At 44.1% G+C, this 22,051-nt stretch carries 21 protein-coding genes; 9 read left to right on the top strand and 12 right to left on the bottom strand.

What is annotated here, in order from left to right; translation table 11 throughout:
- Nucleotides 1-686: 686 nt before the first annotated feature.
- The 4 genes from DDR33_RS25710 to DDR33_RS03260 all read right to left on the bottom strand — a co-directional run bounded on the left by DDR33_RS25710 (nucleotide 687) and on the right by DDR33_RS03260 (nucleotide 3,329).
- Entirely contained in the window at nucleotides 687-842 is a 156-nt protein-coding gene (locus DDR33_RS25710; RefSeq protein ID WP_158280625.1) for a hypothetical protein, read from the bottom strand.
- On the bottom strand, nucleotides 839-1,756 hold the full coding sequence (locus DDR33_RS03270) for an IS1595 family transposase (RefSeq protein ID WP_109414332.1): 918 nt from the start codon (nucleotides 1,754-1,756) through the stop codon (nucleotides 839-841). Before DDR33_RS03270 ends, DDR33_RS25710 begins: the two co-directional genes overlap by 4 nt.
- A gap of 350 nt (nucleotides 1,757-2,106) precedes the next feature.
- Nucleotides 2,107-2,328 (bottom strand): helix-turn-helix transcriptional regulator, encoded by a 222-nt coding sequence (locus DDR33_RS03265; protein WP_109414331.1) that lies wholly within the window; start codon nucleotides 2,326-2,328, stop codon nucleotides 2,107-2,109.
- 128 nt (nucleotides 2,329-2,456) lie between these two features.
- Complete coding sequence (locus DDR33_RS03260) at nucleotides 2,457-3,329, bottom strand: fructosamine kinase family protein (RefSeq protein ID WP_158280624.1); 873 nt, start codon at nucleotides 3,327-3,329, stop codon at nucleotides 2,457-2,459.
- Between the two features lie 80 nt (nucleotides 3,330-3,409).
- On the opposite strand from DDR33_RS03260, the gene lepA reads away from it, so the two are divergent.
- Complete coding sequence (gene lepA / locus DDR33_RS03255) at nucleotides 3,410-5,197, top strand: translation elongation factor 4 (protein ID WP_109414329.1); 1,788 nt, start codon at nucleotides 3,410-3,412, stop codon at nucleotides 5,195-5,197.
- A gap of 27 nt (nucleotides 5,198-5,224) precedes the next feature.
- Nucleotides 5,225-6,106 carry a bifunctional 5,10-methylenetetrahydrofolate dehydrogenase/5,10-methenyltetrahydrofolate cyclohydrolase gene (locus DDR33_RS03250; RefSeq protein WP_109414328.1) on the top strand — a complete coding sequence of 294 codons (882 nt, stop codon included), beginning with the start codon at nucleotides 5,225-5,227 and terminating at the stop codon, nucleotides 6,104-6,106.
- Nucleotides 6,107-6,197: 91 nt separating this feature from the next.
- On the opposite strand, the gene DDR33_RS03245 is transcribed toward DDR33_RS03250, so the two are convergent.
- Nucleotides 6,198-6,635 carry a hypothetical protein gene (locus DDR33_RS03245; protein WP_109414327.1) on the bottom strand — a complete coding sequence of 146 codons (438 nt, stop codon included), beginning with the start codon at nucleotides 6,633-6,635 and terminating at the stop codon, nucleotides 6,198-6,200.
- A gap of 140 nt (nucleotides 6,636-6,775) precedes the next feature.
- On the opposite strand from DDR33_RS03245, the gene DDR33_RS03240 reads away from it, so the two are divergent.
- The 3 genes from DDR33_RS03240 (at nucleotide 6,776) to DDR33_RS03230 (ending at nucleotide 10,169) form a co-directional block, all read left to right on the top strand.
- Nucleotides 6,776-7,399 (top strand): 7-carboxy-7-deazaguanine synthase QueE, encoded by a 624-nt coding sequence (locus tag DDR33_RS03240; RefSeq protein ID WP_109414326.1) that lies wholly within the window; start codon nucleotides 6,776-6,778, stop codon nucleotides 7,397-7,399.
- A 79-nt stretch (nucleotides 7,400-7,478) separates the two neighbouring features.
- Complete coding sequence (locus tag DDR33_RS03235; protein WP_202913643.1) at nucleotides 7,479-8,252, top strand: dienelactone hydrolase family protein; 774 nt, start codon at nucleotides 7,479-7,481, stop codon at nucleotides 8,250-8,252.
- Nucleotides 8,253-8,267: 15 nt separating this feature from the next.
- Nucleotides 8,268-10,169, top strand: a complete 1,902-nt coding sequence (locus DDR33_RS03230; RefSeq protein WP_109414325.1) for an OmpA family protein — start codon at nucleotides 8,268-8,270, stop codon at nucleotides 10,167-10,169.
- A gap of 4 nt (nucleotides 10,170-10,173) precedes the next feature.
- On the opposite strand, the gene DDR33_RS03225 is transcribed toward DDR33_RS03230, so the two are convergent.
- Both DDR33_RS03225 and alaS read right to left on the bottom strand, forming a co-directional pair.
- Complete coding sequence (locus tag DDR33_RS03225) at nucleotides 10,174-10,863, bottom strand: sterol desaturase family protein (RefSeq protein ID WP_109414550.1); 690 nt, start codon at nucleotides 10,861-10,863, stop codon at nucleotides 10,174-10,176.
- 124 nt (nucleotides 10,864-10,987) lie between these two features.
- Entirely contained in the window at nucleotides 10,988-13,636 is a 2,649-nt protein-coding gene (gene alaS / locus DDR33_RS03220; RefSeq protein ID WP_109414324.1) for an alanine--tRNA ligase, read from the bottom strand.
- Between the two features lie 110 nt (nucleotides 13,637-13,746).
- Here alaS and DDR33_RS03215 point away from each other — a divergent pair, with 110 nt between their 5' ends.
- From DDR33_RS03215 to DDR33_RS03200, 4 genes are all read left to right on the top strand, one after another.
- The gene (locus DDR33_RS03215; protein WP_109414323.1) at nucleotides 13,747-14,082 is read left to right on the top strand and encodes a MerR family transcriptional regulator; all 336 of its coding nucleotides are present in this window, start codon (nucleotides 13,747-13,749) and stop codon (nucleotides 14,080-14,082) included.
- Between the two features lie 14 nt (nucleotides 14,083-14,096).
- Nucleotides 14,097-14,987 carry a diacylglycerol/lipid kinase family protein gene (locus DDR33_RS03210; protein ID WP_238387647.1) on the top strand — a complete coding sequence of 297 codons (891 nt, stop codon included), beginning with the start codon at nucleotides 14,097-14,099 and terminating at the stop codon, nucleotides 14,985-14,987.
- 313 nt (nucleotides 14,988-15,300) lie between these two features.
- Nucleotides 15,301-15,528, top strand: coding sequence for a hypothetical protein (locus DDR33_RS03205; protein WP_109414321.1), 228 nt, complete (start codon nucleotides 15,301-15,303; stop codon nucleotides 15,526-15,528).
- 12 nt (nucleotides 15,529-15,540) lie between these two features.
- Nucleotides 15,541-16,710, top strand: a complete 1,170-nt coding sequence (locus DDR33_RS03200; protein WP_109414320.1) for a baeRF7 domain-containing protein — start codon at nucleotides 15,541-15,543, stop codon at nucleotides 16,708-16,710.
- 76 nt (nucleotides 16,711-16,786) lie between these two features.
- Here the strand turns inward: DDR33_RS03200 and DDR33_RS03195 are convergent, their stop codons facing one another.
- From DDR33_RS03195 to DDR33_RS03175, 5 genes are all read right to left on the bottom strand, one after another.
- Complete coding sequence (locus DDR33_RS03195) at nucleotides 16,787-17,410, bottom strand: DUF4142 domain-containing protein (protein ID WP_109414319.1); 624 nt, start codon at nucleotides 17,408-17,410, stop codon at nucleotides 16,787-16,789.
- Nucleotides 17,411-17,478: 68 nt separating this feature from the next.
- Nucleotides 17,479-18,459: an MBL fold metallo-hydrolase gene (locus tag DDR33_RS03190; RefSeq protein WP_109414318.1), complete on the bottom strand. Its 981-nt coding sequence runs from the start codon at nucleotides 18,457-18,459 to the stop codon at nucleotides 17,479-17,481.
- Nucleotides 18,460-18,535: 76 nt separating this feature from the next.
- On the bottom strand, nucleotides 18,536-19,549 hold the full coding sequence (locus DDR33_RS03185; RefSeq protein ID WP_202913642.1) for a Gfo/Idh/MocA family oxidoreductase: 1,014 nt from the start codon (nucleotides 19,547-19,549) through the stop codon (nucleotides 18,536-18,538).
- Between the two features lie 36 nt (nucleotides 19,550-19,585).
- Nucleotides 19,586-21,235 carry an AsmA family protein gene (locus tag DDR33_RS03180; protein ID WP_109414316.1) on the bottom strand — a complete coding sequence of 550 codons (1,650 nt, stop codon included), beginning with the start codon at nucleotides 21,233-21,235 and terminating at the stop codon, nucleotides 19,586-19,588.
- 162 nt (nucleotides 21,236-21,397) lie between these two features.
- On the bottom strand, nucleotides 21,398-21,967 hold the full coding sequence (locus tag DDR33_RS03175) for a DUF4142 domain-containing protein (RefSeq protein ID WP_109414315.1): 570 nt from the start codon (nucleotides 21,965-21,967) through the stop codon (nucleotides 21,398-21,400).
- Nucleotides 21,968-22,051 lie beyond the last annotated feature (84 nt).

The following is a 22,051-nucleotide window of genomic DNA, read 5'->3' as shown; positions in this document are numbered from 1 at the left end:
GCGCCATTTTTTTAACTCAAATTACGACAATATGAAGGTTCTGCTCACCGGAATAGTATCTATTCTATTATCCCTGCTAGTTTTTACATTTGGCAATTTTATTATCCAGCTTTTTTCAAATTGGCTATTTATTACCTTTCCCCACGCCCTAGCAGCTATTTCTTCTATATTAATATGTGGCCTTTTGATTTACAAGACAGTGGCTTACATGTTAATATTTCCTTATTCTTTCAGAAGAATGGAGACAATGATATTCTTTTACTGTTGGCTCATTCTATTGGTTTTAGCATTTATTTCTAATTGCTACCGGGAGGATTTTTATCTGGATAATAGTATCCCTAAATGGGTTCAGATAGTTTTTTCTTTTCTCTATATCTTCTTCTGGTACGGACAAAAAATCAATGTTAAGGCCGTTGCCAATGTAAATAGGGAAATGAGCAGAAATTACGAAGAAGAATATATGTCCGTGCCTAAAAAATCATCTATTAGCCAAAGATCAAAATATATAATAATGGGGATATTACTAGTTTTAATCCTTACGAATCCATCTAGGAGTTCTTTTACCTCCTATCTTCATAAATCACATTATGATGGGGTTGGAAGAGAATTTAACGGATTGGTGTTTTCGGTATATTCTTATAAAGATATAAGATACTTAGGAATACTTGGGAACTTTATCAGAATGCCTACTTCTCCTTTTTAGGGAACAGTAACCTGTCTATCGCTTCATCGAATGCTTTATCCCCACTGCTCTGCTTTGGGGATTCTTTTTGCTTTGGCGGCTCTAATAATAACCCTTCCTCTTTTTTAATAGTATTGGTTTTCCTGATCTTCTTTTTCATGCTATTAAGTCTTTATATTTCAACCTGCAACCCATATTAGAGACTATCGTTTCAAACTGTTCTTGGATGCCTAAGTTACGGTAATTATAACGAAAAACGCTTTCCTGAACGTATTTGTCCAAATGCTTCCGGCTAACCTTTATATGTGTACCCCCAATATGCCGCTTAAAATGTGACCAGAAGTTTTCTATCCCATTCGTGTGTACTTCACCTATTCCGTATATTCCCTTTCCATGATCACAACACTGAAGTTCGTAATGTTTATTCAATGCCCTGTACCCGTTAAATCCGTCTCCCATAACATCACTACCTCCTCTTACATGTATAAGCATTTGTTTTTGTATGGTTAGCATTAAAACGTTGGGGATCACAGATGCTTTAACTTTTCCTCCTCTCTGAAGCATCCCCAATACAGGAGTCTTATCTATCCATCCTCTTCCGGGATTATACTTAACCCGTTTATCTTTATGCCTAAACCGGCTTTTGCCTCCTACAAATGTTTCATCAATCTCTACCACTCCCGACAACTGTTCTGCTGGTTCATTCGCTAATACAGACCTTAGACGGTGTAATACGAACCATGCTGTCTTCTGTGTTACCCCTATATCCTTTGCAAGCTGTACAGAGCTAATACCGCGCTTATGCATGATCAAATAGATAGCTATAAACCATCTTGCTAGAGGGATTTTACTGCTCTCAAATACTGTCCCGGTACGTGCTGTGTATATTCTATTGCAAGACTTGCATTTATATCGTATACCGTCCTTAAATACGTAACATTCGTCCCCTTCACATCCTTCATGTGGACATGTCATATAACCGTTCCAACGTCTGGATGCTAAATATTGATGGCAAGACCTTTCATCTGGGAATCTTTTTACGAGATCGTAAATGGTTTTAAACTCTGGTAACATCGTATAATAAAGTACTAATAATAATTTTTAAGTTTAAAGAGTTGGTTTTGCGTCCAATCGGTAAATGAAGAAGCCGAAAGGACGCGGCCTGATGTCAGTCCAATATGGTTAAATTCAACTTGGATAATATGGCTCACGCTAAAAAACCAACCAAGTTTGAACGGGTATATCGCCGCGACCTGAAAAATGGTAGCGCATATTACCTTCGTTCAAAACGAAATCCTAAAAAGGGATCATAACCCTTAAGGAGGCCGGAGATAGTTTAACAAGACGCTCCGGCTTTTTAGTGACAATCAGGTTAACCAACATATCATAAGATATTTTTTATTAAGTCAAATATACTCATTTATTTAAAGAGATTGTTTAGATTGCTTCTTGCCTTTGGCTACTGTCCTAGCCAGTATTACCCCTAGATGAAACATCGTATTGGCACCATGCTTCGCCCTTACTTTTTTAAGGAGCTTTTCAATAGAACTCAGACAATTAGGCTTATATCCTTCTATTTTTAAAATGTCGGCAATCTCTGCCTGCGTCTTTCCTTCGAATAGGAGTTCGATCATTCTTTCTTCCATGACTTTTTTTTGATAAAGATATTGGAGAAGGGTTGAGCTAAATTATGGGTTCCCGTAGAGACAGTAATTAAAGCTATTATTTAGGTTAGCTTAGTATATAAATGCCATTATTTGGTGTAAATCTCCTGCTATTTCGTGCGATCGTACTTTGCAAGACTGCTTTTGATTGCTGAAAGATAGGATATGCCGAACAGGTTTAAGTGGATCAGCAAGGGATATAAATTCCACAGCGGTAACCTTTCCTGCCAGCCCTTTTGCAGCGGAAAGGCGTTATTGTAGCTGTCGTAAAATGATTGGTTGAAGCCGCCAAATAACGTGGTCATTGCGATATCAAATTCCCTGTGGCCAAAAGAAATTGCAGGATCTATCAGCACGGGCTCCCCGCCCTCTGTAATTATATAGTTTCCGCTCCACAGGTCTCCGTGTATTAATGAAGGCGCTTCCTCCGGAAACAATTCAGGTAGCATATCGTACAGTAGGTTAAATTTATCAGTTAAGGTGCTGTCTAATAGGTGTTTTTTGGTTGCCATCTGAACCTGTGGGATAAGTCTTTCGTTGATAAAAAAGGACGCCCATGACTTGTGACGTTTATTTGATTGACCCAGGGATCCCATATAATTGCCGTAACCGAGACCGAAGCTGTGCGAGCTCACCTGGTGCATCTTTGCAAGGTTCTCTCCGAGCTTCTCCCAGGCCTGGCGACTTCCTGTCTTTTCTTCTACCCAGTTCAAAATCAGATACTGTTCTATTCCCGCTGTGCCCTGTGCGATAACGGCGGGCACATTGATCGCGTTTGTGCTGCGTATTGTTTTCAGTCCCTCTGCTTCTTTCAGGAACATTTCCGGGTATTTTCGTGAATCATTTATTTTCAGAAAAAAACATTGTTTGCCGGCACGCAGTTTATAACATGAATTGATACTGCCTCCGCTAACGGGGAACTCGACGATGACAGGTTCGTTCACGTTAGTTATCAATTTAAGTGACTGATTAATAACCTCCATTGTTTCTGCTTTTATATACATATTCTTATGGCTGGGACATCATTAAAATATGAATTCAAAAAATTATCTTTGCGGTTCGAATGAAACATATCCGGAATTTTTGCATCATAGCACATATCGATCACGGAAAAAGTACGCTGGCGGATCGATTGCTCGAATATACGAATACCATTACGCAACGTGAAGCGCAAGCTCAGCTTCTCGATGATATGGATTTGGAACGGGAACGTGGCATTACCATTAAGAGCCACGCGATACAAATGAATTATAAGCTGGATGGTCAGGAATATGTTTTAAATCTTATTGACACACCGGGACATGTGGACTTTTCCTATGAAGTGTCGAGATCTATCGCAGCCTGCGAAGGAGCTTTGCTGATAGTGGATGCTTCACAGGGGATTCAGGCGCAAACGATTTCAAACCTTTATCTGGCACTTGAGCATGATCTTGAAATCATCCCCATATTAAATAAAATGGATCTTCCGGGTGCAATGCCCGAAGAAGTGAAAGATCAGATCATTGAGCTTATCGGCTGCAAACGTGAAGAGATCATTCCGGCGTCGGGTAAAACAGGTATGGGGGTGCTTGATATCTTAAGAGCTATCATCGATCGTGTGCCGGCTCCCCAGGGAGATCCGGGAGGCGAACTTCAGGCTCTCATTTTCGATTCGGTATTCAATTCATTCCGGGGAATCATTGCTTATTTTAAAGTAGTAAACGGCGAGATCCGGAAAAACGATAAGGTTAAGTTCATTGCTACCGGCAAAGAGTACATTGCTGATGAGGTAGGTATTTTAAAACTGAATCAACAACCCAAAGACAGCATCAAAACCGGAGACGTGGGGTACATTATATCCGGTATTAAGGAAGCCAGGGAAGTAAAGGTCGGAGATACGATCACTCACGTGGAAAGGCCTGCAAAGGAAGCGATTCAGGGATTCGAAGAGGTAAAGCCGATGGTATTTGCCGGTATCTACCCTGTTGATACCGAGGATTTTGAAGAGCTCCGTGAAAGTATGCATAAGCTTCAGCTTAACGACGCGTCCATCGTGTTTGAGCCGGAGTCGTCTGCCGCCCTTGGTTTTGGATTCCGTTGTGGTTTCCTTGGCATGCTGCACATGGAGATCATACAGGAAAGGCTGGAACGGGAATTTGATATGACCGTTATCACGACAGTACCGAACGTTTCCTATATGGCCTACACGACCAAAGAGGATGTTATTATCGTGAATAATCCTTCCGATCTCCCTGACCCAAGCAAGCTTGAGTTCGTAGAAGAACCCTATATTAAGGCAAACATTATCACAAAGTCTGACTTTGTAGGACCTGTGATGTCCCTTTGTATCCAAAAACGCGGAATTATTGTTAATCAGTCTTACCTGACATCCGACCGCGTGGAACTGGTGTTCGAAATGCCAATGGGAGAAATTGTATTCGACTTCTACGACCGACTGAAGACGATATCCAAAGGGTATGCGTCGTTTGATTATCACCAGATCGGGTACCGGCAATCAGACCTTGTACGTCTAGATATAAAGCTCAATGGTGAGCCGGTAGATGCTCTTTCGTCCCTGATCCACAGGAGTAACTCGTATGATTTCGGGAAAAAGATCTGCGAGAAACTGAAGGAGCTGCTTCCCCGCCAGCAGTTTGAAATTGCTATTCAGGCCTCTATCGGCGCAAAGGTTATCGCCAGGGAAAATGTGCGGGCGCTGCGAAAGGATGTTACCGCGAAATGTTACGGTGGGGATATCTCCCGTAAGCGGAAACTCCTTGAGAAACAGAAGAAGGGAAAGAAACGTATGCGGCAGGTTGGAAATGTTGAGATCCCGCAGTCGGCATTTATGGCAGTTCTAAAGTTGGATTAATTTTTTAACATCTCCAAGTTCATATACATGCAATTACTAGACGGAAAATTTGTAGCAGAAAAACTTAAACTGGAAATAGCGGAAGAAGCAGCATCCGTGTTGGCTGTGTCCGGCAGGAAGCCTCATCTTGTGGCAATCCTGGTAGGCCATGACGGAGGAAGTGAGACCTATGTTGCCAGCAAAATGAAAAACTGTGAGAAAGTTGGGTTTAAATCCTCTTTAGTCCGCTACGAAGAAACAGTTACAGAAGCCGAGTTGCTTAATAAAATAGATGAGATTAACCAGGATCCGGGGGTTGACGGACTAATTGTACAGCTTCCCCTGCCTAAGCATATTGACCCAGAGAAGGTTACCGAAAAGATAGATTACAGGAAGGACGTTGACGGATTCCACCCGGTTAACCTGGGAAGAATGATGCGTAACCTCCCCTGCTTTATTCCTGCCACTCCTTACGGAATCCTTCTGATGCTCGAGGAATATAAAATTGAAACAGCCGGGAAGCATTGTGTTGTGGTAGGGAGAAGCAATATTGTCGGAAGTCCCATGAGTATCCTACTGGCCCGCAACGCTTATCCGGGAAACTGTACAGTGACGCTGACCCACAGCAGAACTGCTAACCTGAGTGAAATGGTGCGATCTGCCGATATCATCGTAGCTGCTATAGGAAGGAAGAATTTTATAACAGCGGATATGGTGAAAGATGGAGCTGTTATCATTGATGTAGGAATCAACCGGGAAGTATCTGAATCAACCCGGTCGGGATATAAGTTGTATGGGGATGTAGATTTTGATCATGTAGCTCCCAAAGCATCCTGGATCACCCCTGTACCGGGTGGTGTAGGTTTAATGACCATTGTTGGATTGCTCAGGAACACGCTGGCTTCGGCTAAGAAGGAAATTTATAAATAGGATCATAATATCCTCAAGTTAAACCGTCTTTGATCATCCTTCAGGAGATCGGGACGGTTTGGTTTGTTTTAGGCCATTTAACCTTTATTTATTATATTAAATAGGTTTCGGGAATTGAGAACTCTTCGGTTTCGTCTGTCCACACCATCGAAACGATCTGCCATTTTCCTTCCGTAAAGATGAACTGGATATAGTTCACCCCTTTTTTCCATGGCTGCTGGGTTTCTGCTGTAAACGAATATTCATAAACGCTGATCCTCTGGGCCGTATTTCCAAATACCTCAGTTGTATCCGATATTTCCTGCTGGGAATAGAATGAGGCATTTCCATCTTCAATCTGACGCATAACAGCCTGGATATAGCTTTGCAGCGTAAAGTCGATAGGCTTGTCGTAATTATTGTCTATGAGTTTTCCGGCACCGAAAAAAAGTTCCCCGAGCTGATCGAATTGCGGATAATGTTCCTGGCTGAAGCTGATGCCTTTATAAAACTGCTCTGTCAGCTTATCTATTTCCTGAATATTTATCATTTGAAGAATGTATGTTTCCCAATGATATAACCGGACGGGCAAGTATTAAGTTTTCGCATTTGCTAAATAACATCATTCTGCTGCAATTTTATGCGTCTGTTTAGTCATCAACAGAAACTATCGGTATATTTGCACCCTTCATGACAAATCAAGTACCAGAGGACGGATCGGTCTTACCATTAATGGAAGAGTTTTACACTATCCAGGGTGAAGGCTATCATAGTGGAAAAGCGGCTTATTTTATCAGGCTTGGGGGATGTGATGTTGGTTGCCACTGGTGCGACGTTAAAGAAAGCTGGGATGCTGAACTTCATCCTCTGACGCCCGTCAGCCGGATCATTGAAAATGCGTCCATGTATCCGGGAAAAGCAGTGGTGATTACCGGTGGCGAACCCCTGATGTATAACCTTGAACCTCTGACATCCGGACTGCAGTCGCTGGGAATAAAAACTTTCATTGAAACTTCGGGGGCCTATCCCCTTTCAGGGCAGTGGGACTGGATCTGCCTTTCGCCGAAAAAGTTTAAAGCCCCGCTTCCGTCTATCGGGCCTGTGGCTGGAGAATTAAAGGTAATTGTCTTTAATAAAAGTGATTTTGAATGGGCTGAGAAGTACGCAGAGATCGTTTCGCCCGGGTGTAAGTTGTATCTTCAGCCTGAATGGTCAAAGGCTCCTGTAGTTACGCCTATGATCATCGAATATGTGAAGGCTAATCCTAAATGGGAAATTTCTTTACAAACACACAAATATCTGAACATTCCTTAATACAGAATGTTAAACTGGTATTTAATCCGGATTAACTTATAAAACAATTCGTTAAGTTTGTAATACTAATTAACCTTCTATGAATAAATCTGTTCTGAGTATTCTGCTCCTGAGCATGAGCCTGACAGGACTTGCCCAGGAAAAGGATGTGTCTTATTCAGATAACGGTACAGTTCTGAAAGGCCATCTGGCGGTACCCAAAAAGGGTACTGGAAAACGACCTGGTGTGGTGATCATCCATGCGTGGACGGGAATCAATGACTTTATAAAAACCTCGGCTTCCAGGCTTTCGGAACTTGGATATTATGCCTTTGCCGCTGATATTTACGGCGCTGACAAGCGACCGCAGAATACTGCGGAAGCGGGGAAAACTTCGGGCTTTTACAAAAGTAACCGTGATCTTTTCCGTTCGAGAATCAAGGCTGCTATTGAACAGCTGGTAGAGGCTGGTGCTGATGAGAACAACATTGCCGTAATCGGTTACTGCTTTGGCGGAACCGGTGCACTGGAAGCGGCCAGGGCAAATTTCCCGATTAAGGGAGTTGTCTCTTTTCACGGAGGGCTGGATAAAAGAGAAGATAAGCAGGAAGCGGATGTGATCAGGCCTAAGGTACTTGTGCTGCATGGAGCAGATGATCCGTATGTGCCGGAAACGCAGTGTGCCGCTTTCAGGGAGGAAATGAAAAGCCGTAAAGCAGACTGGCAGATGATCTATTATGCTAATGCTGTTCATGCATTCACAGAACCTTCAGCCGGGGATAACAATTCTAAAGGCGCTGCGTATAATGAATCTGCTGCCAGGCGATCCTGGGAACATATGAAAACGTTCCTGAGTGAAATCTTCGCAGATTGAGCATTATGAGATACGATGAAGTACATTTTCATTTTTTTCCTGCTGACCTCTTCCCTACTGCTTAAAGCACAGGAAGGACGCCGGTCTGAGGACAAACAGGCACAAAACCATTACGAGCAAGCGGGACGTTACATATCTGCAGGGAAGTATCCGGCGGCGATCACAGAATTACAAAGGGCTGTAGCTGCCGACAGCAAGTTTACGGCAGCTTACCAGCAGCTTGGCGACTTATCCAGGAAGGTTAAGAATCATAAAGATGCTGCCACCTATTACAGGAAGGTACTGGACCTCGCTCCCGAATTCAGTTCGCTTACCTATTATGGGCTTGCTGAAAGTGAATTGAATCTTGGAGATTATGCCAATTCACTTCAGCATTTTATAAAGTATTCTTCTTATCCCGGACTTTCGGACGCCAGCAAGAGATTAGTCAATAAGCACATGGCTGATTGCAGGTTCAGTATTGAAGCGCTCAAAAAACCTGTTCCTTTTAAGCCAGTAAACCTGGGAGAAGGTGTTAATTCTGTGTACCAGGAGTATCTTCCGGTGATTACGGCGGATGAAGGCCGCCTGATATTTACAAGACGTGTAAATAATAACGAAGATTTTTACCAGAGCTTAAAGGATACTGATAAATGGGGAAAGGCCGAATATCTCAGCTCGAAAATTAATACCGCTAATTTCAACGAAGGAGCGCAGTGTATTTCTCCTGACGGCCTTTATCTTTTCTTTACTGGCTGTAATCGTCCCGAAGGCCTTGGCAGATGTGATATCTATGTTTGTAAACGGGAAGGAAAAGACTGGAGCGAGCCATTTAACATCGGCCCCCCGGTAAATACCGCAGGCTGGGAGTCGCAGCCCTCTTTGAGTGCTGATGGCAAGACTCTGTATTTTGTCAGCAACAGGGCCGGTGGGATGGGCGGGTACGATATCTGGCAGGCCAGCCTGCTGCCGGAAGGAAAATGGTCAAAGCCGGTCAACCTGGGCCCCTCTGTTAACACACCCTTCGACGAACACTCCCCTTTCATACATCCTGACAACAGCACTCTTTATTTTTCGTCGAACGGATGGCCTGGTTTCGGCAACCGCGACCTGTATGTGAGCAGAAAGGATGCAGCCGGAAAATGGCAGCAGCCCGAAAACCTGGGATACCCGATCAATACGCCGGGAGAAGAAAGCGGGCTAACGGTGACAGCGGACGGACAGACTGCTTTTTTTGCATCTGATATGAAAGGCGGATTTGGGGGGATGGATATCTACTCATTTGTGCTTCCCGAGAAGAACCGTCCTCAGCCGGTCACCTATGTTAAAGGTAAAGTGATAGACGCCGGAACAAAAGCGCCGCTGAGTGCGGATGTAAGGATCACAGAACTGAAGTCGAATACCGTAATCTTCGACGAGGAGAGTGAAGACGAAAATGGCGGGTTCCTGGCAACTATGCCAGAAGGAAAGATGTTCGGACTCACTGTGTTTAAAGAGGGATATCTGTTTCACTCGGAGAATTTCTCGCCTGCGCAGGGGCCTAATAATAAGAAACCGTACCGGATAGTTATTCCACTTAAAAAGATTATTGCCGGAGAAACGGTGGTTTTAAAGAATATCTTTTTCGAAACCAATAAAGATGAACTGATGGCTGAGTCTATGCCTGAGCTGAATAATCTTCTGAACTTTATGATATCTAATCCCGGAGCTGTCATCGAAATTACAGGGCATACGGATGATACCGGCAGTGATGCGGCTAACGAACTGCTTTCTGGAAACAGGGCTCGTAACGTATATAATTTTCTTATATCGAAGAAGATAAATCCATCCAGATTAAGTTTTAAAGGATACGGAAAGTCACGTCCGGTGGCAGACAATTCAACGGAAGAAGGACGCCAGGCCAATAGGCGCACCGAAGTGAAGATCTTAAAGAATTAATGGTTTATTCAGGCGTACGGGTTTCTTCTAAACGCCTGTTCCCTTTTAACGAGTTTACTTTTGCTTCCTCCTTCGCTGGAAGCGTATTAAAAACAACGTCCCAGATCACGGAGCTAACACCAAAGGCTTTTTCGGGTTCTTTATAGTGATGCAGGTGATGGTTGCGCCATATCGCCTTTAATCCCCTTGGAGGCGCGAAGGCATGGATGGCATAATGCATGGAAACATATATGAGATAACCGGTTATGAATCCCGGGAAGAATATGAATGCGTAATCTCCTGTTCCTGTGATGAGGAATGAAGCGCCATAGATGATTCCAAACACAACAGATGCAAGAATAATGCTTGGCACAGGCGGCATAAAAAGCCTCATCCTGTCTCTTGGATACTCATGGTGATTCCCATGAAAAATGTAGACAATTTTCTTTCCAAGGCTGCTTGTCGCTTCATAATGGAACAGGTAGCGGTGGGCAAAATATTCAAAGAGAGTCCAGAATGAGAGCGCAGCAAAAAACAGCCCGGTAATGAACCCCAGTGAGAAATTGAGTACTGTATGGGCGTAGTATAAAAGCCATGCATTGAACGGTAGATATAAGCTGTAGATCACCCATGGACGTGTTTTGGTTAAACTCTCCAGGAAATCGTTTTTAAACAGTCTGGCCTGTCCTTTATTATAAATTTTATCGAAGTGCATATTAAGTACCTTTGTCGAACCCCCTTGAAATTCAACAGGCGATGCGTTTTTTTGTTTCTTAATAAAAAAAAGAGGCCGCATCTCGTTGATACAGCCTCTTTTTAATTAAGAATCATGCTGCGGATCAGAGCTCTGCAGCTACAATCTCCCGTGCTTTGCGGAGAGCCGCATCCAGGCCGGCAGCATCCTTCCCTCCTGCTGTAGCGTAAAATGGCTGGCCGCCTCCCCCGCCTTTAATCTCTTTTGCTAGTTCTCTTACGATATTACCCGCATGGAATTTCTCACCCACCAGGTTTTCAGAGATCATTACTGTCAATGATGGCTTGCCCTCATTTTCGCTTCCGAGTACAAGGAAGAGATTGTCCATCGACTCTTTCAACGAATAAGCGAGATTTTTGATAGCGTCTGCGCTGCCAAGCTCTATTTTGGCTGCAATAAAATAAATACCGCCAATGTCTTCAGCTTTTCCTTTGAGATCGTCCTTCAGTCCTGCGGCTTTTTCGTATACGTTTCTCTCAATTTCCTTTTTCAGCTTGCTGTTTTCCTCAAGAAGGCTTTCCACTGATTTCGACAAGTCTTTCGGGTTTTTGAGAAGGTTCTTCAGCTGGTTTATAAGCTTGCTTTGTTCATTTACGAAAGCTTCAACCGCTTTTCCGGTGATCGCCTCGATCCTTCTTACCCCGGCAGCTACTGCACTTTCTGATACGATCCTGAAATAGCCAATCTGTCCGGTTGCCTTTACATGCGTACCTCCGCACAGTTCTTTTGAATACTGGTCATCAAAGGTGATGATGCGCACGAATTCACCGTACTTCTCGCCGAACAATGCTGTTACCCCTCTTTTTAAAGCTTCCTGGAAAGGAACATTCCGCTCTTCTTTCAAAGGAATATTTTCCCGGATCTTCTGATTTACGATCGTTTCTATCCGCTCAAGTTCTTCATCGCTTACTTTTGTGAAATGAGAGAAGTCGAACCGCAGATATTCTTCATTCACGAGTGATCCCTTCTGCTGAACATGGGTGCCCAGTACCTGGCGTAGTGCAGCCTGCAGAAGATGCGTGGCTGAGTGGTTGTTTTCCGTATCGAGGCGTCTTTCTGTATCGATCACACATCTCACCTTTCCGGCAAGGTCGAAACCTTCCGGTATGCTGTCGGTAAAATGGATGATCAGTGCATTCTCCTTCTTTGTATCGGTGATTCTGAGGGCGTTCTCCTTGTCAAATGCGCCCGACTCCGGAAATATATAGCCGGTATCACCAACCTGGCCCCCGCTTTCCGCATAAAACGGAGTTCTGTCGAGTACCAGCTGGTATTGCTCTTTTCCTTTTGCTTTTACTTTGCGGTATTTCAGGATAGTAGCATCCGATTCAGCAGCATCATATCCGACAAACTCATTCTCGTCCCCCTCATTCAGAATGATCCAGTCACCTGTATCCACAGATGTCGCTGCTCTTGACCGGGCTTTCTGTGCCTCCAGCGCTTTATTAAAGCCGTCCATGTCGACAGTGAGGCCTTTTTCCCGTGCCATCAGTTCGGTGAGGTCGATCGGGAAGCCAAAGGTGTCATAAAGCTCAAATGCAAACTCTCCGTCTACGAGAGAGGTTTCCGATGTATATTTTTCGAAGCGCTGGATGCCGGTAGCAAGCGTTCTCAGAAAGGAAACTTCCTCTTCAAAGATCACCTTCTGAACGAATTCCTGCTGTGCCTTCAACTCGGGGAATACACCGTCAAACTGTTCGGCCAGTACCGGCACCAGGGTATTGAAGAAAGGCTCCTTAAATCCGAGGAAGGTATACGCGTATCTTACCGCCCTTCTCAGGATCCGCCTGATGACATATCCAGCCTTTACGTTGGAAGGCAGCTGTCCGTCGGCAATGGCAAAGGAAATCGCCCGGATATGATCTGCCATCACGCGCATTGCAATATCTGTCTTCTCCATGCTTTCCCCCTGGTTATAAGCGATGCCGCTCTTTTCAGAGATAAACCGGATAAGTGGCTGGAACACGTCTGTATCGTAGTTGGACGATTTTTCCTGGAGAATACGAACCAGGCGCTCAAGTCCCATTCCCGTATCCACATGCTGAGCTGGTAAGAGCTGAAGAGAACCATCTTTAAGACGGTTAAATTGCATGAATACGTTATTCCATATCTCGATGACCTGAGGATCGTCTGCGTTCACCAGGAATCTTCCGTCTTTCTGCTGCCGCTGATCGTCTGGGCGGCAGTCTACGTGAATTTCAGAACAGGGGCCGCAGGGACCGGTATCTCCCATTTCCCAGAAGTTGTCCTTTTTATTTCCCAAAAGGATCCTGTCTTCATCAATCCATTGTTTCCAGAAATCATAGGCTTCCTGGTCTTTGGGAAGGCCTTCCTTTTCATCCCCCTCGAAAACCGTTACGTAAAGGCGGTCTTTCGGGATGCCATATACGCCTGTCAGCAACTCCCAGCTCCAGGCAATAGCTTCTTCTTTGAAGTAATCGCCAAAGCTCCAGTTGCCAAGCATTTCAAACATTGTATGATGATAGGTGTCAATCCCTACTTCCTCCAGATCATTATGTTTTCCCGACACCCGCAAACATCTCTGAGTGTCGGCCACCCTTGGATATTTAACAGGTTTTTCTCCCAGGAAAATTTCTTTAAACTGGTTCATTCCTGCATTCGTGAACATCAAAGTAGGATCATCCTTCACAACGATAGGAGCTGAAGGAACGATCTGATGTCCTTTGGCCGCAAAAAAATCTAAAAAAGCCTGCCTTATTTCCTTAGTAGTCATTCTGAATTTAATTTAATCCGCAAAGTTAACAAGCTTACTGAAAGTTGAAAGATCGTGATTAACAAATTCATTTGTAACACCGAACAATTTAAAACTTATCTTTGTGCATTATGCCGTACAAAGAAAGAGATATCAGCAAACTCTATTATACCATGGGAGAAGTTACTGAGATGTTCAACGTAAATCCCTCTCAGATAAGATTCTATGAGAAAGAGTTTGATATACTTCAGCCTAAAAAGAATAAAAAAGGCAACCGTCTTTTTTCGCCGGAGGATGTGGAGAACCTGAAGATCATATTTCACCTTGTAAAGGAAAAAGGGTTTACGCTTCAGGGGGCCAAGGAGCATCTGAGAGGCAACCGTACAGAGATCCGTGAAAACCAGAAGGTGATCGACTCTCTGGAAAAATTAAAAAAGTTTCTTCTTGAAGTCAAAGAGCAGCTTTAATTGTTATCATCCCTGTGAAAGTATTATTCATCATTAATACAAAATCTGGTAACCGTCTGGGTGCCGGATTAGAAGCGATCATCTCCGAAGAGTCACGAAAAACCGGCTTTGAATATCAGATATACCGTCTCCATCAGGACAATACCGAGCAGATGATCCGGGAGGAGATTGATGAATTTAAACCGGATGTAGTTGCCGCCGCCGGTGGCGATGGGACGGTAAACCTGATGTCGAAGATCCTCTGTGATTCTGAACTGCCCCTGCTGATCATACCGGCAGGATCAGCCAACGGTATGGCAAAGGAACTTGGCATTGGAAACAGGATAGAATCGGCTCTTTCTCTTCTTACCACAGGCGTCCGGCGAAAAATAGACCTGCTGAAGATCAACAACATCCATTGTATCCATCTTGCGGATGTTGGACTTAATGCCCGGATCGTAAAGCGCTTTGAGAATGACGTCAGGCGGGGTATGCTTACCTATGCCAAGCACCTTCTGGCCGAGATATTCCTGATCAGGCAGTACAGGTTCCATATCACAACAGATGGAGAAAGCATTGTCAGAAAGGCTGTTTCACTTACCTTTGCCAATGCTTCGAAGTATGGTACCGGTGTGGTGATCAATCCGATAGGTAAACTAGATGACGGCAAATTTGAACTGGTGATCATCAAACCTTTTCCCCGCGCTAAACTGCTGTCGATAGCCTGGAAGATGTTTAACGGAACCCTGCAAACCTCAGAATATGCCGAAGTGATCCGTTCTGGCAAAGCCTCCATCAGGACCTCCAGAAGAACTACTCTCCAGGTAGATGGAGAAGTTATCGGAAAAACGCGCCAGATCGAAGTCCGTATCCTTCCAGGTGCGTTAACTGTAATTACTCCCCGGCAGGAAGAACCGGGCTCCTAATGTCTTATAAGCCTTTTTTTAATATAAAATAAGTATTTTTTAAAACTCTTTTTTCTGAATAGAGTTAGAATTTAAAGCGATCAGTTAATGATAGCTTTAATAAAATTTAACCTACTGCTATGAAGATCTCAGTTTTAATGACACTTAAGCATTATTGCTATCCTGTCCATAACGATGGAGTGATTTCGGGGAATAAAATACCAGAGAACAGATTAATTTAATTTATTAAACCAGGGCATTCTGCCCTGCAATAACAGCCGGATATGACCGGCTTTCTGAATAACGTTTAATTTAAGCCTCAAATTTTTTTATTATGGGAAAAAGCAAAACAGGGTTTGTTCCACCCAAAGGAAAACCAAGCGGTAACGGACGTGAAACACATGGATTAAAGGATGCTTTTGCAGTAAACGACCTGGAACAGGATAATGAAATTGCTGAAAAGTATACGGATGGTGCCGACGAGCTCTCCGCAAATGTCAACGTGAGACATATTAACCGGAATCTCGCTAAGGGAGAAGACAATACCAACGATAATAAATAATCTGTATAGCCTATGATTATCTCAAGAGAAGAATTAAGCGAGCTTGCGAACTACCATGGAGAGAACTGTGTGACAGTTTTCATGCCTGCACATAGCTCGGGATATGAGGTCAACGAAAAGCATGACGTCATCACATTTAAGAATATCCTTCAGAAAGCAAGGCAGCAAATGGAAGCCAAAGGCCTTGATCAGGCAGCTATAGAGAAGGTATTGAAGAAAGGGTTTAGCATGGTAGATGATGAACCATTCTGGAAGAGCCAGCTAAAAGGACTGGCAGTATTTCTTTCTGAGAGTTTTTTCAAAGTTATAAAGCTTCCTATCAGTGTGAAAGAGACTCTGATCGTAAACAATTCATTTTATATTGCTCCTCTCCCTTCGTTAATGAAGACCAGAAAGCCTTTCTATGTACTTGTACTGAGTAAACACGACGCGCAATTCTATGAGGCGGATTCATTTGAGATAAAAAAGCTCGAGGTTGAAGGCCTGCCGAATGGGATGGATGACGTGATCAGGTTTGAGGAAAAAGGCGGCAGACAGCTTATGAGAAGGGCTGGCGCCAGTACGGGAGCTGCGGCAACTGTGGGCGCTAATTTCCATGGTCACGGAGCCGGCTTGTCTGATGACGACGAATACCTGGAACAATATCTGAAAGAGGTAGATCAGACTCTGTGGAAGGAAGTGCTTTCAACGCAGAATGCCCCTCTGATCGTTGCAGCTGTTGATTATGTACTTGCTGCATATAAGCGTGTTACCAAATACAAAGGCATCTGGACAGATCATCTTACCGGTAACTTTGAATATGAGGAGAAACACACTCTTTATGAAAAAGCAAAGGCAAAGATGGATGCTTATTTTAAGGAAGATACCAGGAAGGCACTTCAGAATTACTATAATAATTCGGCAAAAGAGCTTACTTCTTCTATCCCCGGTGAGGTGATCCCTGCAAGTTATTATGGCCAGGTATCCGACCTTTTTGTACTGAAGGACGCACATATATGGGGGCAGTTTAATGAATCAGACAACCAGCTTACCGTTCATGATTCAGAACAACCTGGAGATGTCTGCCTGATTGATAAATCGATCATGAAGACGATCATGAACGGAGGTGAGGTTCATATCCTCGAAAAAGAGAGAATGCCTGCCGACAGTAAGGTCGCAGCGTTCTTCAGGTACTCAGCTTAATCAGTTAAATATAAATGTAATAAGAAAAGCCCTGGCTTCGGCCGGGGCTTTATTTTTAGATGTCCGCGTTATGAGCTTATCTTAAAGGAAGTGTTTCGACACCGTCTGTAATCTCTCCCGGATCGACAGTGGCTTTAATCACTTTATTTATGGATCTCAGGGAATCGTAATGTGCTTTTAAAACCGGAAGGGATTTTGATGCGAAATCCTTCAGGTCAGCATCGATGCCCTCTTTTGCTGCATTTTTGAATTCTGCAATATCAGAACGATGCACCTGGAGCATTTTTTTGACATAACTCTTATCAAATTCTACCCCTTTCTTTCCCTTCAGATCCTCCAGGTCTTTCGTCTGTTCGTCAGTTAATGCGGACGGAAGCGTAATTCCTTTCCTGCCCGCAATCGCCTGTAGTTCTTCTGTTGATTTTGAGTGATCGTTTATCATCAGCGATCCGAAATCCTTTACCAGTTTATTCAAGCCCTGATTACGGGCAAGTTTTCCAAGTTCTGTTTCAAATAGCACGCTTGTAGCTGCTTTGGCTGCAAATTCAGTGGAAGCGGCAGAGATAGCTCCCCCCTTGCCTGCTGTACTATCGGTAACCGTGGAAGACGTATCGCCGCCCCCGGAAGTCCCCTGTTGCGAATTACCGCAACCAGCAGCCAGCATGGCTGCTGCAATCCAAACAAAATTCCTTTTCTTCATAGTTCTGCATTAAATTTAAGGATGTTAGTTATATATGTCAGGTTTAATGTCGCTGTTTACCGGAATTTTCAGAAAGCTTTAGCTGTTTTCCTGATGCCCCATATAAGGCCTGCGGCAGCTACCATACCGATAACTGCAGCACCGGCCAGCAAACCTGGATTCACTACCTTACGCGGGATATACTGTACCCCATTCTTGTTAGCTCTTGCCGGTTCCCTTACATAGCGTCCGTAACCCGGTACAGCCTCCTTTTCAAAGTTCTCTGCAAGGTGCTTTAATCCTGATCTCAGTTCTTCCCCGTAAACAGGATACCCGTGTCCCGTTGCGGCAGTTTCAGGCTCCAGTGCGGATAATGTCGCAACTGACTTTCCTGCCGCGTTCCAGTCGATAGTAAAATACTTCGGAGGGCCTGAGAGCTGTTTCTTTTGAGTGATGACGGAAAAGGCAGATTCCTGCTTTGTGGTAACGAAGGCATCAGCTGCAATCAGCGTCCTGTCGGCTTCCCTGAAGAGCGCGATCTGTCCGGGTGAATGTCCGGGTACATGTATGAAGCGCCACTCCGGGAGACCCGGAACCGCATCATCTGTCCCGAGGCGATGAATCCTTTTCCCAAGATCTTTTGGGCGCTTAGGGAACATCCATGACATCATGCTCATAAGTCCTCCGCCCACCATTGGATCCGGCGGCGGGTAGCTGGAGATCCCTTTAAGGTAAGGTAGTTCGAGGTAATGGCTGTAAACGGGCGTATTCCATACTGTGAGCAATTCTTCAAGTGACCCTACATGATCGAAATGCCCGTGCGTGAGCACGATGGCTACAGGCTTTGCCCCGGGGCCAAAGATATCTTCGGCCATCCGGACGATTTTGTTCCCAGAACCTTTAAGTCCTGCGTCAACCAGTATAAAGTTGTTGCTTCCTTCGTCTCCCGCTGCAATGAGGTAAACATTTACAAAGACTATCCTCATACCCCATACTCCGGGGGCGACGGTAAAGTATGTCAGTCCGGGCCGGCTGATCTTCGTGTATCCATTTTCTTTTATGGTTTCCATCTGGCAGATATTTTTATCTGCCTATTAAACAGCTTAGTAATCTGCCTGTTTTAAAAAAACGTAGCTGTCCGGGAATTTAGCTTTCCAGTATCTCCATCTGCCATATGATCTCCTCTTCGCTGACAGGAAAAGGCTCATTCTTCCGGATGCAGCTGAATACTGCCTGAAAGAGATGATTATAGGTAGACCTCAGGGATGTAAGATATTGCGACTGTTTATTTCCCTCCTTATCTATAGTGGTAAGCTGCCCTTCTGAGCCGTCAGGCTCAACACCATATCCCTCTTCAAGCGGAGATATTCCCTTCTCTAACTGAGCTTCCTGTACATCGGTACGCGATTTAATAAATGTACCTTCTGTGCCATGAACGACAAACGACGGCAAGGGTTGGGCGACCAGCAGACTTGAAGTAAGAAATACATTCAGACCTCCTTCATATTTAAGATGGAAATGCACATAGTCGTCCACCTGCGACCCGGGACGGAAAATGCCTGTGGTCTTTGAGAAAGAAGCTGGTTTGCCAAAGATGCTGATGGCCTGATCCAGCAGATGCGGGCCAAGATCGTAAGTAAGGCCGCTCGCCGGCAGGTTCTCTTCTTTGAATGTCTTTTGGCTGATCTCCCTCCGGTAACGGTCGTACCTGAAATAAACTTCCATCGGGTCTCCAAGAAGTCCGCCGCGGATAACAGATTTTACCTGCTGAAAATCTGAATCCCATCGCCTGTTCTGGTAAACCATCACTTTACATCCTTTTTCCCTTCCCAGATCGAACAGTTGTTTTGCTTCAGCAGAGGTAGCAGCAAAAGGTTTTTCCACCAGTACATGTTTGCCGGCCTGGAGGGCTTTCAGTGCATATTCAAAATGAGTGTTGTTGGGTGTATTTACAATGACGAGCTCAATGGCCTGGTCATTCAAAAGCTCCTCAACAGAGTTATAGCTGATTATCTCAGGATAACGTTTCTGAGCATTTTTTGAGCTTCTTTCTGTTACGGCATATAAACGAAATCCCGGGTTGGCATTTACAAAAGGCGCATGGAAAACACGGCCCGACATGCCATATGAAAGGATACCGGTGACAATAGGCTGATCCATAATTTTATTTTTCTACAATTATACAATCCTTCCTGCTCAAATTCCAACAGGTTCTTTCAGTCCGTTAAAAATTGTTTTCCAGATGAGTGAAAAGAATGAGCGGTTGAGCGGGCGGCGGAAAGAGGAAGGAAACGTTTCCGCTTTTTTATCCTTTTTCGGATAGCTTTCATTTATCTTAAAATTATTGGCAATGAAAGTCACCAGGCCCCGCTTTTTCAGTTTTCCTTCGTCATCTTTTTTTAGTACGCTGATCTTGAGGTCGTCGTAAGTAACAAATATGCGGCCCGTAGCAGTATAGTTGTTTCCGTCTATGTCTGCTTTGAACCGGTTTATCCTTGCCTGCTGGATCTCTACCGATCCAAGAGGAACCGTAGCGGCGTTAAGTGCCGTCCCGTTCATATTCTGAAGATCAGCATAAACAGAAAAAATACCTTCTTTTTGCCTGGCCAGGTTAAAGCGGAAACCGGCTTTTAAAGATCCTGTTTTCATAAACTGAGTGGTCGCGTCAATCTTTAAAATACCATTATTCACTATGTGCTCTGGCATATTGGTGATGTTGCTGACAGTGGCGAAGGTATTCTGGAAAATAATGTCTCCCTCCTTCCCTGTTTTTATATTCAGTTCACTGTAAGTAATATCGAGGTTCCTGACATTAATCTTCTTTACAAACAGCGGCATATCCATCTTGAAGAGCTGCTGATGAGGATAGTTTCCGATCTTCTTTTCATTACTCCCCGGTATCCCCTTGTCACTGTAGATCTCTATCCGGCCATTCGAGATCCAGACATCCTCTACAAAAAGGCCGTCGTCCTGGATAAACCGCCACCAGTCGGTTTGTTTAAGCACGATGTTGTTAATGGTGATATCGTAGCGGTCTTTTCTTGTCTTCACCTGCTTTCTGAATGCCATTTTGCCCGCACGGGGTTCTACTCTAAGTTTTTTAATGTTCACCTCGTTCCTGGCGGCATGGATGGAAATGCTGTCGAGCCTGAAATTATAGATGCTGTCGGCCGTTTTATGTTTAAAATCCCGTAGGGAGATCAGTGCATCTTTTGCATATAGAAAACGGCTGGTATCGTGCTGGGTTTCTTCATCAATCAGAATATTATCCAGATCGATCATCAGGTCTTTGAAGCTGGTCTGTACCTTGTCTCCGGATTTATGGTATGTAAAGTCGACTTCCTTCAGCGACAGCTTTTTAACGCCGAAACTTCCGATTTCCTCCCTGATAAGCTGATACACGCTTTTACCTTCTTTTTTCTGATCATTGACGGCATCCTTATGATGATAGATATTGACCACCGGCTTGTCTGCTAAAACAACATTCAGGCGGATATCCTGCCGGGTGATGAGGTCTTTGGGGGTGATGCCGTCTACCGCAAGCGAGCGCAACTTGATATCAAAGACGTTTGCAGGGGCCGATTGTTCACTGATCAGCCGCTGGTAGACCACGGAATCATAAGTAATATGGATATTAGAAAGAATAATCCTTGAATCGACTACGTCCGCATTGATTTTTTCTACGTTAAGCTTGTAGAGCCCATTGCTGCCTTTTGCAACTATCTGCTGTAGTTTCTCTTTAAGCTGCGGTTCAAAATCATCAAGTTTGCGGAATTTCAGGTATAAATAGGATCCGAGTGCAACCAGCACGACTGCGATGCCGGCAACCAGTATCTTTTTCTTCATTAACCTTACAACAACTTAACAGGCCTAAAGTTCAGGATACAGTATTTTAATGCAGTGCGGGTGGAGCAACAAAATAACCACTGAATCTACTTTAAAAAAATTCTAAACGCAAAAGAGGCTGCCCTTTTGAGGTAGCCTCTTTTGCATTTGCCTATGGAATTACTATTTTTTTACCGCCTCGTTTATTTTCTTTGCGGAATCGAGATGTATTTTTAAAACAGGCGCTGTTTTAGCAGCGAATGCTTTAATTTCTGCATCTGTTTCATTTTTAGCAGCGTCATCGAAAAGGTTGATGGTTTCAACATGGTCGTTCACCATCATATCCATATAGTGTTTATCGAAATCAGCGCCCTTCATTTTTTTCATTTCTTCGAAATGCTTCTGGTGCTGATCGTCCAGGGTAGCCGGAAGGGTTATGTTTTTTGCAGAAGCCAGGGCCTTCAATTCGTCATTCGCTTTGGTGTGGTCTTTCACCATCATGGCACCGTAGTCTTTCACTCTCTGGCTGACGCCATTTTCCTGGGCGAGTTTCCCCAGCTCAACTTCTGCCATTCCTCCGGCAGCTGCTTTCACCATAAAGTCGGATACTCCGTTGTCTACGGAATCCTTTTGTTCATTTACCTGTGACGCCTGTTCGGTGCTGTCTGTTTTTCCCGAGTTGCTGTTTCCGCATGATTGGAACACCAGAACGCCTGCAGTAATGATAGGTAAGAGATATTTGCTGTTTTTCATAATGTAGTGTTTTTTATCAAAGCACTAACATCCTAAAACTTTTAAGGTTTTAACCTTCAGCAAATATCTCCTATCAGACTTTTG

The organism is Pararcticibacter amylolyticus, assembly GCF_003130405.1.
GTDB lineage: Bacteria > Bacteroidota > Bacteroidia > Sphingobacteriales > Sphingobacteriaceae > Arcticibacter > Arcticibacter amylolyticus.
The sequence above is the reverse complement of the archived record's forward strand: the minus strand, read 5'-3'. Positions and strand labels throughout refer to the sequence as shown.